Here is a 14,872-nt window from a genome sequence, read left to right as displayed (position 1 = left end):
AATGTGGCGAAAGCCAGTGTCGCCGATGGCGAGTTCGGCATTCCTCTGGTCGGGTCTATCCCACCTGCGAACGGAGACGCCCTGTGCGAATGACTGACATCCAGCGTTGCGAGGTGCGACCTGGGCGACTCGTCGAATGGACACTCAGTCCGGCGACCGTCGCGACGGCGAAGGCGCTGCCGGAGGACTCCAGGCCGCCGGCGTACATCCAGGAGTCGCACCTCCGGACGGCACGGTCCGTGCGCGAGGACGGACTGTTCGTGCCGACCTGGCTGGGCGCGGCGTTCGACATCCCCGGGCGGGCCGATCTGGACGCGCTGGGCGAGGCGCTGCGCGCCTGGACCCTGCGGCACGAGACCCTGCGCAGCGGCTTCCGCTGGGCGGGCGGTCCCGGCGACTCGATCCGCCGCTTCACGCTCGACGCGTCCTCGGTGTCCCTGCACCGCGAGGAGGCCGGCGACTTCACCGACCCGGCGGCCCTGGCCCAGCACCTCCAGGACCGCTTCGACACCACGGCGGACGCGCTGCGCTGGCCCAACCTCATCTACACGGCGGTGGTCCGGGACGACTGCACCAGCGTCTACATGGCGTTCGACCACAGCAATGTCGACGCCTACTCCATCCACCGCATCCCCGCCGAGATCCACGAGCTGTACGAGGCCGGCCGGGCGGGCGGCGAGGTGGCGGCCGTGCCGGAGCCGGAACCGGTGGGCAGCTACGTCGACTTCTGCGAGGCCGAGCGGGCGGACGCCGACCGCATCGACGCGGACCACGACATCGTCGCCCGCTGGCGGGAGTTCATCCACCGCTGCGACGGACGGCTGCCGAGCTTCCCGATCGACCTGGGGCTGGATCCCGAAGGCGGGCTGCCCACGCAGAAGTTCATGCGCGAGATGCTGGTGGACGCGGACACCGCAGCCGCGTTCGAGGCGTACTGCCGCCCGTACGGCGGGAGCCTCGTCGGAGTTCTCGCGGCCACCGCCCTGATCGTCCACGAGATCGGCGGCGAGCCCGTCTACCGCACGGTCGTGCCGTTCCACACCCGCGTGAAGTCCCAGTGGTCGCAGTCGGTCGGCTGGTACGTGGGCGGCGCCCCGATCGAGATCCCCATGTCCGAGGCCCCCGACTTCCCGAGCGCCCTGCGCACCGTACGCGCCGCCCTCCAGGCCAACCGGCGGCTCGCGCGCATTCCCCTCGCCCGGGTCCTCCACCTCCTCGGCGCCGACTTCCGCCCCACCTCCCCCGACCTGTACTCGATCGTCTCCTTCGTCGACACCCGCGCCATCCCCGGCTCCGGCGACTGGACGGACCAGAACGCGTACGGGCTGCTCCGGGTGTCCTACGGCGACCAGGTGTGCGCCTGGATCACCCGGCTGCACGAGGGCCTGTGGTTCGCCAGCCGCTACCCGGACACGGACATCGCCCACAAGAACCTGCGGCTGTACGCGGAGCGGTTGCGGGACGTCATCACGAGTACCACCGGGCCACACTAGGAGAGGCGCCCGGAGACGGCGAAGGCCGGTTCCCGTGACGTGGAGTCGCGGGAGCCGGCCTTCGGTGTCGTCCGGGGCGGGGCGGGGCGGGCTCAGACGCCCGCGTAGGAGTGCTTGCCGGAGACGAAGATGTTCACGCCGTAGTAGTTGAACAGCCAGCAGCCGAAGGCGAGGAGGGCCAGGTAGGCGGCCTTGCGGCCCTTCCAGCCGGCGGTGGCGCGGGCGTGCAGGTAGCCGGCGTAGGCGACCCAGGTGATGAAGGACCAGGTCTCCTTCGGGTCCCAGCCCCAGTAGCGGCCCCAGGCGTCACCGGCCCAGATGGCGCCCGCGATGATCGTGAACGTCCACAGCGGGAAGACGGCCGCGTTGACGCGGTAGGAGAACTTGTCGAGCGAGGCCGAGGAGGGCAGCCGCTCCAGGACGGAGGTCGCGAAGGTGCCGGGCGTGCCGCCGCTCGCGAGCTTGTTCTCGTAGGAGTCCTTGAAGAGGTACAGGATCGTGGCGACCGCGGCCACGTAGAAGGTCGCTCCGCAGAAGATCGCGGTCGAGACGTGGATGTACAGCCAGTACGAGTGCAGCGCCGGGACGAGCTGGTCGCTGGCCGTGTAGAGGACCGTGACGGCCAGGCCCAGGTCGAGCAGGACCGTGGTGACCAGGAACAGGCCGAGCCAGCGGACGTTCTTCTTCAGGGCTAGCAGCGCGAGGTACACGCCGACCGCGACCGTGGAGAAGGTGATGTTGAACTCGTACATGTTGCCCCACGGCGCCCGCTCCACCGAGAGGGCGCGGGTGAGGACACCGCCGAACTCGACCAGGAAGGCGAGCACGGTGAGGGAGATGGCGATCCGGCCGTACAGGTCACCCTGCTCGTCCCCGCCGGCCGCGCCGGGCCCGTCCGGCACGTCCCGCTGACCGGTCGCGGCCCGTACGGTGACCTTCGGCCGCTCCAGGACGGCGGTGCCGCCGGCCTTGTTCACGGTGACGGCCGGGGCCGCCTTCTTCTCTGCCTGCCCGGTGAGCGCGGCGGCGGTACGGGCCACCTTGCTGCGGCTGCCGAAGATCCACTCGGCGATATAGGCGAAGAAGGCCAGGGTGTAGACGGCCATCGAGGAGTAGATCAGCACATTGCTGATACTCGCGAGGTTTTCGTTGGTGGCGGCGGCGAGAGTCACTTCTCAGCCCCTTCGGCAGGTACGGGGGTGTCGGTACCCGGCTCCTGGTCGGCGTCGGGGGAATCTGCGGGGTCGTCGGGGCCGGGCGCGCCCGGGGCCTGGTCGTAGAGGATTCCGGCGAGGTCGCCCAGTTCCTCCGGGACCTTGGCGGACTCGCTGCGGCCGAGGCCGGCCATCTCGACGACGGTGACGCCGTCGGCGCCCCGGACCGCGCGCACCCAGACGCGGCGGCGCTGGATGAACAGGGAGGCGGCGAGGCCGCCGATCGCGGCGATGGATCCGGCGAGGGCCCAGCCGCCGCCGGGCTCCTGGACGACCTGGAAGCCGGCCCACTCCTTGACGGTCTTGCCGAAGGTGACCGAGCCTGCGCCGTTCGGGAGGGTCATGGAGTCGCCGGGCCGCAGCAGCCTCTTGAACAGCTTGCCCTTGGAGTCCTTGAACTCCTTCATGTTGGTCTTGTCCATCTGGTACACGCTCTGCGGGATGCCCGAGTCGGCCCCCAGGTCGCCGTGGTAGGCGGACAGTGCGAGCACCGGGGAGTCCAGCGCGGGGAACTGCGACAGCATCGTGCCGCTGGCGTGGCCGCCGTAGGTCGGCACGAGGAACGCGTTGAAGCCGAGCTGTTCCTTCTTGCCCTGGGCGTTGCGGTAGCCGTCGAGGACCTTGACGACTCCGGAGGAGGTGACGTTGGCGTCCAGTGGCAGCAGCGGTACGGCGTCGTCGTAGACGACCTTGCCCTGGGCGTCGCGGACGGTGATGACCGGGGCGTAGCCGTGGCTGACGAGGTAGACCTTGGAGTCGCCGATCTCCAGGGGGTGGTTCACCTCGACGGTGGTGTTCCGGTCCTTGCCGTAGGGGCCGTCGCTGTAGGTGAGGTCGGCCTTGTAAACGCGCGGGGTGCCCTTGTTGGGGCCGGTGCGCTCGTAGGTGCCGGTGAAGTTCTTCAGGTTGAAGCTGAACGGCACCAGGTCGTCGGACGAGAAGAGGTTGCCGGACTTGAAGTCGTCGTACTGGGTGAGGGTGTTGGAGAAGCCGGCGCCCTCGACGACGAGTTTGTTGCCCTCGGACTTGTAGAGCTGGCCCCAGGCGAAGGCGACCAGCATCACGATGAGGGCGATGTGGAAGACGAGGTTGCCCAGCTCGCGCACGTAGCCCTTCTCGGCGGCGACGGCGTCACCGGCGAGGTGGGCGCGGAAGCGGCGCTTCTTCAGCAGGGCCAGGGCGGCCTCGTGGACCTGCTCGGGTTCGGCCGTGGTGCGCCAGCTGGTGTGGGCGGGCAGCCGGTTCAGCCGCTTGGGGGCGCCCGGCGGGCGGCCGCGCAGCTGGCCCACGAACTGCCAGGTGCGGGGCACGATGCAGCCGATGAGGGAGATGAACAGCAGGATGTAGATCGCGGAGAACCACACCGAGCCGTAGACGTGGAACAGGCCGAGCTTGTCGTAGATCTCGCCGAGCGTCTCGTGGTTCTTGCGGAAGTCGGCGACCTTCGTCTCGTCCTGGCCCGACTGCGGGATGAGCGAGCCGGGGATCGCGCCGAGGGAGAGCAGCAGGAGCAGCAGCAGCGCGACCCGCATGGAGGTGAGCTGGCGCCAGAACCAGCGGGCCCAGCCGATGACGCCCAGGGCGGGCAGGTTGGGCAGGTCCTCCTTGGGGGCGGTGGACAGCTGGGAGCCGGCGGCGCCCAGGTCCTGGTCCTCGGCTGCGGAGGGGGCCGGGTCGGAGGCGGTGGTCTTGCTCATCGATCAGATCCCCACAGTGAAGCCGTCGGACCAGACCTGCATCTCCTGCACGATGCGGTCCCACGCGCCGGTCAGCAGCAGCAGACCGGTCACGATCATCATGGTGCCGCCGACCCGCATCACCCAGACGTAATGGCGCTTGATCCACCCGAAGGCTCCGAGGGCCTTGCGGAAGGCGACCGCGGCGAGCACGAACGGCACGCCCAGCCCCAGACAGTACGCGACGGTCAGGAGGGCGCCGCGTCCGGCGCTGCCCTGGTTCAGGGCGAGGGTCTGTACGGCGGCGAGCGTCGGGCCGATGCAGGGTGTCCAGCCGATGCCGAACAGGGCGCCCAGCACGGGAGCGCCGACCAGGCCGGCCGCGGGCCTGTGGTGGAAGCGGAACTCGCGCTGGGTGAGCCAGGGCATCAGGCCCATGAAGAAGATCCCCATGAGGATCATGAAGACGCCCAGCACCTTCGACAGGACGCCGCGCTCCTCCTGGAGCGTCTGGCCGAAGTAGCCGAAGAAGGCGCCGCCGGAGACGAAGACCGCCGTGAAGCCGAGCACGAACAGCGAGGCACCGGCGACCATCCGGCCCCGCCTGGCCTCGGCCAGGTCGGTGCCGCTGACGCCGGTGACGTACGACAGATAGCCCGGCACGAGCGGCAGCACACACGGCGAGAAGAAGGAGACGAGGCCGCCGAGCAGGGCGAGGGGCAGGGCCGCCAGCAGCGCGCCGTTGAGCACTGTGCCGTTGGGGTCCGTGACCGCCGCGAGGGTGGTGACGTCCGTCACGTCACTTCTCCGCGACTACGGGCTTGAGCATCTTCAGCAGGCGTTCCTCGCTGAGCGCGGACAGCGAGCGGGCCGCGATCTTCCCGTCCCGGTCGAGGACGAGGGTGGAGGGGATCGCCTGCGGGTTGAGCGTGCCCTTCTCGAAGCGCAGCAGCAGCTTGCCGGTCGGGTCGTAGAGGCTGGGGTAGGTGATGCCCCAGTCCTTCTCGAAGGCGAGGGCGGCGCCGGTGGAGGTGTCACGGGTGTTGATGCCGACGAACTGCACGCCCTTGCCGGCGTACGCCTTGGAGACCTTCGCGAAGTACTTGGCCTCGGCGCGGCAGGGGTTGCACCAGGAGCCCCAGACGTTGAGGACGACGACCTTGCCCTTGAAGTCGGCGACGTCGAGCGTCTTGCCGGCGATGGTCTTGCCGGACAGGTCGGGGGCGGGGGTGCGCTCACCCTTGGCGACCGTGGAGGTGCCGTCGGAGCCGGTGACGAAGTTGGTGTTGCCGCCCCCGCCGGAGGTGCCGCCCGAGCCGCACGCGGAGACGAGCAGTGCGGCCGCGGCGGCACCGGCGGTCAGGGCGGCGCGGCGACGGACCCGGGGTGAGCGGGTGTTCCGGGTCGTGCGGGGCGAGCTGTTCGAGCCCAGGGGGGCGCGGCTGGCGGCACTCATGTGAAAAGTTTCGCATGCCCGTTCCGGGGCTCTCGCCCACCCCCCTTGCGGGTGGAAAACCGCATTTCAGGCAGCGTTTCGCGAGGGCGTCCCGGCCCTCTGCGGGGTCTTCTCGACGAACCCCTTCCAGCCACCGGCCGGTTGCTGCCCGACCTCGAGCGTGCGCAGCTTGGCCAGCACCTCGGGCTTCTGGACGTCCAGCCAGTCGGTGAACTGCCGGAAGGAGACGAGGCGCACATCCGCGCCCTTGTCCTTCTCACGCGCGATGTGCTTGAAGGCCTCCTCCACGGCGTCCATGTAGATGCCGCCGTTCCACTGCTCGAAGTGGTTGCCGATGAAGAGGGGCGCGCGGTTCGACTCGTAGGCCCGCTGGAAGCCCTGGATGTACGCCTGGGCCGACTGCTTCCGCCAGCCCGGGTAGTTGTGGGCGGGCGCCTTTGTGGTGCTTATGGACTGGTTTGCCAGCATGTTGTAGTCCATGGAGAGGACCTCGAAGCCCCGGCCGGGGAAAGGTATCTGCTGCAGGGGCAGGTCCCAGATCCCCTGCCGCTTCACGGGCCAGACCTGGCGGCCGCCGGGTGAGGAGGCGTCGTAGCGCCAGCCGAGCTCGCGGGCGGTGGGCAGCAGGTTGTCCTGGCCTAGCAGACAGGGTGTACGGCCGCCGACGAGCTCCTTGTCGTAGTCGAACGGCAGCGACGGCAGGTCGGTCCAGCCGGTGTTGGTGCGCCACTCCTTCACGAAGGACTTCGCCTGGCCGATCTCGCTGCGCCACTGCCGGGGCGTCCAGTTCTTGACCGAGCCGTGGGTCTCGCCGCAGAAGTGCCCGTTGAAGTGGGTGCCGATCTCGTGGCCCTCCAGCCAGGCCCGGCGGACGTTCTTCAGCGTGTCCTTGACGTGCGCGTCGGTGAGGTAGCCGATGTCGGAGGCGCCGCGCGGGTTGTTCGGCGGGTCGTAGAGACGCTTCTTCGACTCGGGCAGCAGATACAGCCCGGACAGGAAGAAGGTCATGCTCGCGCCGTGCTCCTTGGCGAGGTCCAGGAAGCGCGGGAAGAGGCCGTTGCCGACCTCGCCGGCGCCGTCCCAGGAGAACACGACGAACTGCGGCGGGGTCTGGCCCGGCTCCAGCGGCTCGGGCTTGCCGGGCTGGTGGGGCTGCTTGCCGGTGTGGGCGGTGGAGCCGTCGCCGATGGGCCGGGCGGTGGGCTTGGGCTTGGAGCCGCCCTGCGCGGAGTCACCGGAACCGTCGGCGTGGCTGGACTCGTCCGAGCCCGTGAGGCCACCGCAGCCGGCGAGTGAGACAGCGGCGGCGGCTCCCGCGCCGATTCCGAGCATTCCCCTACGGGTGAGAGCGCGCATGGCATCCCCGATTCATCACGTCGTGCTGGTCACCCAGTCAGAGGACGTGACGAACGGGGAGGTTCCGCCGATATTTGCAGTTTCCGTAACGGATCGATCGGAAACGACTCGGAAGCGAACAGAAAGGGCTTACGCGCCGAAGGCCTTGTCCTTCCCCTTCACCGGCTTGGCACCGGCGAGGAGATGCGCCGGGACGAGATCGCGGGCCGGTTCGGTGTAGCCGACGGAGACGATCCGGTCGCCCCGGAAGGTGAAGGTCGTCAGCGAGGCGAGCGTGCACTGCCGCTTGCGCGGGTCGTGCCACAGCCGCCGCCGCTCGACGTACGACCGCACGATCCAGATCGGCAGCTGATGGCTGACCACGACCGCCTCGTGCCCCCGGGCCCGGTCCTTCGCCGTGCTCAGCGCGCTCATCATGCGGACGACCTGGTCGACGTACGGCTCGCCCCAGGACGGCCGGAGGGGGTTGACCAGGTGCTTCCAGTTGCCCGGTCTGCGCAGCGCTCCGTCCCCGACGCCGAACGTCTTCCCCTGGAAGATGTTGTCCGCCTCGATCAGCCGCTCGTCGGTGGCGAGGTCGAGGCCGTGCGCCTTGGCGATCGGCTCGGCCGTCTCCTGCGCCCGCTCCAGCGGGGAGGAGACGACGTGGGTCACATCGCGGTCCGAGAGGTGCTCGGCGACCCGGTCCGCCATGCGCCGGCCCAGCTCGGAGAGGTGGTAGCCGGGGAGGCGGCCGTAGAGGATGCCGTCCGGGTTGGCGACCTCGCCGTGGCGCATGACGTGGACGACGGTGATGTCACCGTTCACCTCGTTGTTCCTCTCGTCGCTCATGCCGTCGCCTCCGCGGCCGCGCGGGCCGCTGCCGGGAGGGCGTCGGCGATGCGCTGCACGGCACGCTCGTCGTGCGCGGCGGAGACGAACCAGGACTCGAAGGACGACGGCGGCAGGTAGACGCCGTCGGCGAGCAGCGAGTGGAAGAAGGCGGTGAAGCGGAAGGACTCCTGCGCCTTGGCGTCCTCGTAGTTCCTGACCGGGCGGTCGGTGAAGAACACGGAGAACATGTTGGAGGCGTTCTGCAGCGTGTGCGCGACGCCCTCCTTGGTCAGGGCGTCGGTGACGAGGCCCTGGATCTGCTTCGAGACGGCGTCGACCTTGGCGTAGGCGGCGTCGTCGAGCAGCCGCAGCTGGGCGAGACCGGCCGCGGTGGCGACGGGGTTCCCGGACAGCGTGCCGGCCTGGTAGACGGGCCCGGCGGGCGCGAGGTGTGCCATCACATCGGCACGCCCGCCGAAGGCCGCGGCGGGGAAGCCGCCGCCCATGACCTTGCCGAAGGTCATCAGGTCGGGGACGACGCCGTCGATCCCGAACCATCCGGCGCGGCTGGTCCGGAAGCCGGTCATGACCTCGTCGGAGATGTAGAGGGCGCCGTTCTCGGTACAGAGGTCCTTGAGCCCCTGGTTGAAGCCGTCCGCGGGCGGCACGACGCCCATGTTGCCCGGGGAGGCCTCGGTGATCACGCAGGCGATCTCGCCGGGGTGCGCCCGGAAGGCCTCGCGTACGGCGTCCAGGTCGTTGTAGGGGAGGACGACGGTGTCGCCGGCCTGGGCGCCGGTGACGCCCGGGGTGTCGGGCAGCGCGAAGGTGGCGACGCCGCTGCCGGCCGCGGCGAGCAGCGAGTCGACGTGGCCGTGGTAGCACCCGGCGAACTTGATCACCTTGGTGCGCTGTGTGAACCCGCGCGCCAGCCGGATCGCCGACATGGTCGCCTCGGTGCCGCTGGACACGAGCCGGACCTGCTCCAGCGGCGCGACGCGGGCCACCATCTCCTCGGCGAGCGCGACCTCGCCCTCACCGGGCGTACCGAAGGACGTACCGCGGGCGACGGCGTCCTGGACGGCGGCGATGACCTCGGGGTGCGAGTGCCCGAGGATCATGGGCCCCCAGGAGCACACGAGATCCACGTACTCGCGTCCGTCGGCGTCCGTCAGATACGGGCCGGTGCCGGACACCATGAACCGCGGCGTGCCGCCGACGGCGCGGAAGGCCCGTACCGGTGAGTTCACACCGCCGGGCGTGACGGCCGCCGCACGGTCGAACAGAGCCTGCGAGGCCGGTGCTTCATACGGATATGCGAGTTCACTCATGACCTGCGACTTCTCCGACCTTCTCCGACGTTGTCGGGCTCCGGGTGCCAGTGACCTGTTCAGGGTAGGCCAGGGGCGGTTGCGGGGCGGACGGGCCAACGGACGAGCGAGGTGTGAGCGAGCCCGCATCCGGCCCGCGATCCCCGGCCGTCTGCGAGACTGGACCTGATACACACAGATCAAACGGCCCAGGGTGGTCAGAGGCTGCGAAGATCCTGCGGACAGATGTTTCGGCGCACGTTTCGGCGAGCGGCCGCGGGGGAGGTCACTGACACGATGATCGGGTCGCGCGGCGGGGGCGACGCGTCCTAGAAAAAGCAGTCGGGTGGAGATATGCATCGCGGTGGCGGACTGGGCGAGGGGACCGATGACCTGGGTCCTCGACGTGCCAGGCGGGGCAGGCACCGGCGCGAGGCGGAGGACACTCAGGAAACTCGACAGACGCAGGGTCCGCAGAGTGAACCGGAGCGGTCCGACGGACGTACTGAACATCGGCTGGACGATCTTCGGGCAGAACGTCGGGGTGAGCGTCGCGTGGATGAATTTCAGGCTGAGCGCCGGGTGGACGATCTTCGTGCGGGGAGCAGGAATGGTGGCCGGGTGGGGGTGACGTACAAGTACTTCGGCGCGCCCGACGGCGCGACAGCGGCCCGCGTCCCGATCTCGATGCGCCCCGAGGAGCTCGGCGGCGACGAGCTCGGCATGAACGGCATGTTCACCAAGATCAAGCCGGAGACCATGGCGGCGATGGTCCTGACGGGCATCGAGGGCATCCCCCTGCACAAGGTCCCACCCCTGGAACTGGTCGTCCTGCACCCCGACTACGCGGTGGTGAAGCTCCCCATGACCGTCGTCGACCCCCTCCGGGGCATCGGCGAGGAGGCGGTGGGCGCGGCGGCCTTCATCTGGTCGACGGTGCCGGACCGGGGCGGGCCCCGGGACGCGTTCAACGTGTACCAACTGCTGCACGAGTGGCAGGACTTCTCGCATCGGCTGCATGAGGCGGGGCATCAGCCTTATTGCCTTGTGTGGCCCTGAGCCGGGGTTTCGTGGAGTGCGGGCGGGGTCTTCGGGCCTCGCCCTTTTTGTGCCGGGGAGGGGCCGTCAGGCGGGCCCGTCCGGTGATTGAACCTCACTCAGGTCTTCCCTCAGCGGGTCCGCCCTCCGCCGTACGGCGGAGACGGTCCGCCGTTGCGGACGACGCACGGCTGCCATGTCCACGGCCAGCATGTAGATCATGACGACAGCAACCGCTCCTGTCCCCGCCGCGCCTGTCTGGGTCCGCCGCGCCGCCCACGCCATCGCCCTGTGCGCCGTCCCGTCCGGCCTGTGGCGCGTTGCCATGGCATCCGGTGTCTATGTCGGCTACAGCGACCGGGTCCTGCGGGACGTCTTCGACATTCCGGGCTGGGGCGTCGCGTACGTCGTCGGCCTCTCCGTCTCCACCGAGCTGGCCGCCCTGTTCCCGCTGCTCCTCGTCAGTGACCGGTGGCGGCCGCTGCGCCCCCGGGCCCTCGCCGCGCTGGCCTGGACCGCGTCGTCTGTCCTGGTCCTGGTGGCACTGTGGCAGCTCGTGGTCGCCTTCACCGTCGAGAGCCGGACGTACATGTCGAGCGGTACGGCACAGACTGTCTGGGGCTTCACCTTCGCCCCGTTGTTCGCCATCCCGGTCCTGATGACCGCGGTGACCTGGTCGTACACGAAGCGGCACCGGGCACGGGGCAGCATCGGCGCTGCTTCAGCCGGCGCCGGGGCGTGCCGGTCGGTCGGTTGCTGTGCGGCCGCCGCGCTCGCAGGTGCACCGGCTCGTCCCCTACCGTGCGGATCACCTCTGGGTCAGGCCCAACTCCCCCACGCGTACTCCAGCCTGGAAACGTGAGGCCGCGTCCAGGCTGGCCAGCAGCTCCGCCACCCTGCGGCGGTAGGTGCGCAGCGACATGCCCAGTTCTCGTGCTGCCGCCTCGTCGGTGGCGCCGGAGCCCAGGGCACGCAGGATCTTGGCGGTCCGCTCATCGATGCGGGGCCGGCTCGAGTCGAGGATGGCCGTCAGATCGGAGGCGCTTTCCCAAGCGGCTTCGAACAGCGCATAGGCTCCGCCGATCAGGGCCGGTGAGGCACTCATGGTGTAGGTGCGCAGGCCATGAGCCGCCCCTGCGGTGGGCACCGGATCGGTGAGGATCATGGTCTTCCGGCCGATGATGACGGTTCCCTGCGGAAGCGGGGCGGTGGCGATCCGCACCTGGAAGCCATGGGCAGCCATCTCGCACAGTGCCTCCCGGTCGCGTGCGTCGGCGAGGACCGCAGGGCTGTACAGCTTCCGCCCGCGAGATGCTCCACCCCGACGCATCTGCCGGCGCGCGGCCTCACGCGCACCGGGCCAGGTGTCGAGGTCGCGGGCGATGTGGACCCATTCCACCTCGTCCGACTCCGTCAAGGGCTTGATCCGAGCCCAGAACTCGACATCACCCCGGAGCTCCATGACCTGTGGCATACGTCCATTGTGCCGCTTGGCAGCAAGCTGCCACGGGCTCGCCCAGGGGGGCGCGCACCCGCAGGCTCAGGTCCATGAGCGACAGATTCCGCCTCGGTGGCGACCTGAAGTTCCCACCTGAGAGGAGAACATGGCCGCCGCCGCGATCACCCTCACCGAGGAAGACCTGGCCGACCTCGACTGAAGCCGGTTCCGTCCCACCTCACACACGAAGGATGCACACCCCATGAAGCTCTTGATCCTCGGTGCGACCGGCCCCACCGGCCGCCACGTCATCGACCTGGCCCTCGGCGCAGGCGACACGGTCACCGTCCTGGCCCGCAGACCGGAGGCGCTGGACGATTTGGCAGACCGGGTCACCGTGGTCGCCGGAGACGCCACCTCGCACAAGGATGTCGCGAAGGCCTTGATCGGGCAGGACGTCGTCATCTCGGCTCTCGGCAGGAGCACATCTGTGCGTGCCGATGACCTGTTCAGCCGCGCCGCAGCGGCCGTGATCGGCGCGGCGAAGGAACAGGGCGTGTCGCGCCTTGTGTGGCTGTCCTCGTTCGGCGTGGGCGACACCTACCGGTCGGCGAGCGCCGTACAGAAGGTCATGTACCGCACGTTCCTCCGGAACATCTATGCGAACAAGGAGATCTCCGAGCAGGCGATCCGCTCCAGCGGCCTGAACTGGACGCTGGTCTATCCGACCATGCTGACCAAGGACCCCGCCAAGGGCAGCTACCTCGTCGGCGAACGTCTTCCCATGAAGGGCAACCCGACGATCAGCCGCGCGGACGTCGCCGATTTCCTGCACAAGGCGGCCCACAGCCCCGAGTGGATTCACCGCGACGCCGTCATCACGGACTGACGAGCCCGCCACCCTGGTTCCTCGTCCATCGCGTCGAACGCATCGGCTCGCTGGTCGTCCGCGGCGAGCCCGAGGCCGGTCAGCTCGTGCCACATCACACGGCGCAGTCCCGCCCGCGAGATAGACGATGTGCTTGGGGCAGGTCCGACCAGAAATTCAGGAGGTCGGGCAGTTCCGTGGCTGCTCTTCCAGTGGCGCGCTGCGCCGGCAACACCCCTGCTGAAGGAACGCACGGAAGACCTTGCCGTGCTGCTGGTCGACGTGACGCATCCCAAGGTGCATGGTCAAGTCCCTGCGAGGTTGGCCACGTTCGCCGGGCAGCCTCAGGCGACCGCGTAGGCATGGAGGGCCGGTTCGAGCAGGTCGAAGGCCTCGGTCGCTTCCTTCGTGATCGTCTTGGCGATCTCGTCGTTGGTGTGCCCGGCCAGGGTCAGGTCCTGGATGCGCTGGAACAGGACGCGGTGGGTGGCGCCGAGGAGCGCGGCGGTCGTGCGGACGGTGATGTCGTCCGGCTGTGCGCCGACGGTCTCGGCGAGGGCCTCGGCCAGTGCCTGTTCGCGCTGGTCGTGCAGGTTGCGCAGGCACGCCGACAAGGTGGGGCTGTCGGTGACCATGCGGGAGAAGTCCGGGCCGGCGAATCCGGCGACCGGGTCCTGCGCCGCGACGGCGGCCTCGAAGGCACGGCGCAGCGCCGCGAGGGCGGACTCCCCGGGGCGGCGTGACGTCACGACGCGCGCCAGCGCGGCGCTGAACTCGTCCTGGTGGTCGAGGGCCAAGTCCTCCTTGCGCGCGAAGTAGTTGGTCACCGTCTTCTTCGCGACGCGGGAGGCCGCCGCGATCTCGGCGATGGTGGTGTTCTCGAAGCCCTGCTCGAGGAAGAGCCGGGTCGCATGGTCGGAGATCAGCTGTCGCGTCTCCTGCTTCTTCGTCTCCCGCAGGCCCAGCGGGGCGGTGACGGCGGCTGTGGCGGCACTCGCTGCGGCGCTCGTCTCGGTGTCCATGAGGAGAATCTTACCCCTGTAGTAAAAATATGTTTACAGCAGGGAGTGGATGGGAGTAATCTTACTACCGACGTAAGATCAGCCCCGAAGGGAACCCCACTTGAGGATCACCGCCTCCACCGTCTCCCTCACAGTCGAAGACGTCGCGGCCTCCCGCAGCTTCTTCACCGAGCACTTCGGCTACCGGGAACAGGCCGCGGCCGAAGGATTCGCCTCCCTCACCCGTGACGATGCCGCCGTCGACATCGTCCTGCTCCGGCGAGGCATCGACGTCCTGCCGCCCGAGCAGCGCGACCGGCACGCCGGTGGACTGATCCTCGCCTTCACCGTCACCGGCCTCGAAGCCGAGGAGAAGCGGCTGCGTTCCGAAGGCGTCGACATCACGATGCCCCTGCGTGAAGAGCCATGGGGAGAACGCCTGTTCCAGGTAACCGACCCCAACGGGGTCATCGTCCAGCTCGTCGAATGGACCGCACCGGACCATTCCTGATCGCCCGATCCCCCCCGCCGCTCACGCAGACCCGACAGAGAGAGCACCGCATGCGAAAGCTCGTGTACTACATCGCCACCACGCTGGACGGTTTCATCGCGGGTCCGGACGGCGCCGATCCCACGGGCCCGGACGGCTTCTGGCCGATCCCCGGGGACTACATCCAGTACCTCGTGACGGAGTACCCGGAGACCTTGCCCGTCCAGGCCCGGGCGGCGCTGTCCGTCACCGCGCCGGGCACGCGCTTCGACACCGTGCTGGAAGGACGGCGCAGCTACGAGATCGGTCTCAAGGCCGGCATCACCGATGCCTACCCCCACCTGCGTCACCTGGTCTTCTCCCGGACCCTCACCGAGAGCCCGGACCCGGCCGTCGAACTGGTCGCCGACGACCCTGTGGACAAGGTGCGGCAGTTGAAGCAGGAGGACGGCAAGGACATCTGGCTGATAGGCGGCGCGGAACTGGCCGGTGCCCTGTACGGCGAGATCGACCAGCTCATCTTCAAGATGGCACCGCTGACCATCGGCGCCGGAATCCCGGTCTTCTCCCACAAGGCCGCCTTCGATCCGCGCGGCTGGCAGCTCACCGGCCACACCGTGCTCGACAGCGGCGCGGCCTTCCTCACCTACGCGCGCGCCACCGGGGACTGAAGACGTCCGTCAAGATCCGGCCGCGTGGCTGCGCGGGCATTCAGGGCG

15 protein-coding genes are annotated in these 14,872 nt (G+C 69.3%); 6 read left to right on the top strand and 9 right to left on the bottom strand.

The features are described 5' to 3' along the window. Positions 1–83 precede the first annotated feature (83 nt). Positions 84–1,493 (top strand): condensation domain-containing protein, encoded by a 1,410-nt coding sequence (locus AC07DF_RS00445; RefSeq protein ID WP_478965568.1) that lies wholly within the window; start codon positions 84–86, stop codon positions 1,491–1,493. 92 nt (positions 1,494–1,585) lie between these two features. On the opposite strand, the gene ccsB is transcribed toward AC07DF_RS00445, so the two are convergent. The 7 genes from ccsB to hemL all read right to left on the bottom strand — a co-directional run bounded on the left by ccsB (position 1,586) and on the right by hemL (position 9,339). Further along, positions 1,586–2,665 carry a c-type cytochrome biogenesis protein CcsB gene (ccsB, locus tag AC07DF_RS00440; RefSeq protein ID WP_478965566.1) on the bottom strand — a complete coding sequence of 360 codons (1,080 nt, stop codon included), beginning with the start codon at positions 2,663–2,665 and terminating at the stop codon, positions 1,586–1,588. Then, positions 2,662–4,404, bottom strand: a complete 1,743-nt coding sequence (resB, locus tag AC07DF_RS00435; protein ID WP_478965564.1) for a cytochrome c biogenesis protein ResB — start codon at positions 4,402–4,404, stop codon at positions 2,662–2,664. Before resB ends, ccsB begins: the two co-directional genes overlap by 4 nt. A 3-nt stretch (positions 4,405–4,407) precedes the next feature. Further along, positions 4,408–5,181: a cytochrome c biogenesis CcdA family protein gene (locus AC07DF_RS00430; RefSeq protein ID WP_478965562.1), complete on the bottom strand. Its 774-nt coding sequence runs from the start codon at positions 5,179–5,181 to the stop codon at positions 4,408–4,410. 1 nt (position 5,182) lies between these two features. After that, a complete protein-coding gene (locus AC07DF_RS00425) occupies positions 5,183–5,839 on the bottom strand; it encodes a TlpA family protein disulfide reductase (protein WP_478965560.1) in 657 nt (218 codons plus the stop codon). Between the two features lie 66 nt (positions 5,840–5,905). Continuing rightward, a complete protein-coding gene (locus AC07DF_RS00420) occupies positions 5,906–7,195 on the bottom strand; it encodes a polysaccharide deacetylase family protein (RefSeq protein ID WP_478965558.1) in 1,290 nt (429 codons plus the stop codon). 129 nt (positions 7,196–7,324) lie between these two features. Then, positions 7,325–8,026, bottom strand: coding sequence for a histidine phosphatase family protein (locus AC07DF_RS00415; RefSeq protein ID WP_478965556.1), 702 nt, complete (start codon positions 8,024–8,026; stop codon positions 7,325–7,327). Continuing rightward, the gene (hemL, locus tag AC07DF_RS00410) at positions 8,023–9,339 is read right to left on the bottom strand and encodes a glutamate-1-semialdehyde 2,1-aminomutase (RefSeq protein ID WP_478965554.1); all 1,317 of its coding nucleotides are present in this window, start codon (positions 9,337–9,339) and stop codon (positions 8,023–8,025) included. Before hemL ends, AC07DF_RS00415 begins: the two co-directional genes overlap by 4 nt. A gap of 600 nt (positions 9,340–9,939) precedes the next feature. Here hemL and AC07DF_RS00405 point away from each other — a divergent pair. Next, complete coding sequence (locus AC07DF_RS00405; protein ID WP_149512092.1) at positions 9,940–10,377, top strand: hypothetical protein; 438 nt, start codon at positions 9,940–9,942, stop codon at positions 10,375–10,377. 199 nt (positions 10,378–10,576) lie between these two features. After that, positions 10,577–11,218: a hypothetical protein gene (locus AC07DF_RS00400; protein ID WP_478965551.1), complete on the top strand. Its 642-nt coding sequence runs from the start codon at positions 10,577–10,579 to the stop codon at positions 11,216–11,218. Here the strand turns inward: AC07DF_RS00400 and AC07DF_RS00395 are convergent. Continuing rightward, positions 11,165–11,830: a helix-turn-helix transcriptional regulator gene (locus tag AC07DF_RS00395; RefSeq protein WP_478965549.1), complete on the bottom strand. Its 666-nt coding sequence runs from the start codon at positions 11,828–11,830 to the stop codon at positions 11,165–11,167. The two genes, AC07DF_RS00400 and AC07DF_RS00395, sit on opposite strands and share 54 nt — an antisense overlap. Positions 11,831–12,056: 226 nt before the next feature. Between AC07DF_RS00395 and AC07DF_RS00390 the strand changes: the two genes are divergently transcribed. Next, complete coding sequence (locus AC07DF_RS00390; protein WP_478965547.1) at positions 12,057–12,683, top strand: NAD(P)-dependent oxidoreductase; 627 nt, start codon at positions 12,057–12,059, stop codon at positions 12,681–12,683. Between the two features lie 323 nt (positions 12,684–13,006). Here AC07DF_RS00390 and AC07DF_RS00385 read toward each other — a convergent pair whose 3' ends face one another. Continuing rightward, positions 13,007–13,684 carry a TetR/AcrR family transcriptional regulator gene (locus AC07DF_RS00385; protein WP_478965545.1) on the bottom strand — a complete coding sequence of 226 codons (678 nt, stop codon included), beginning with the start codon at positions 13,682–13,684 and terminating at the stop codon, positions 13,007–13,009. Between the two features lie 100 nt (positions 13,685–13,784). Between AC07DF_RS00385 and AC07DF_RS00380 the strand changes: the two genes are divergently transcribed. Both AC07DF_RS00380 and AC07DF_RS00375 read left to right on the top strand, forming a co-directional pair. Then, a complete protein-coding gene (locus AC07DF_RS00380; protein WP_478965543.1) occupies positions 13,785–14,174 on the top strand; it encodes a VOC family protein in 390 nt (129 codons plus the stop codon). Between the two features lie 50 nt (positions 14,175–14,224). Then, positions 14,225–14,824 carry a dihydrofolate reductase family protein gene (locus tag AC07DF_RS00375; protein WP_478965541.1) on the top strand — a complete coding sequence of 200 codons (600 nt, stop codon included), beginning with the start codon at positions 14,225–14,227 and terminating at the stop codon, positions 14,822–14,824. Positions 14,825–14,872: the final 48 nt, after the last annotated feature.

The organism is Streptomyces sp. NPDC044719, from assembly GCF_056433405.1.
The sequence above is the reverse complement of the archived record's forward strand: the minus strand, read 5'-3'. Positions and strand labels throughout refer to the sequence as shown.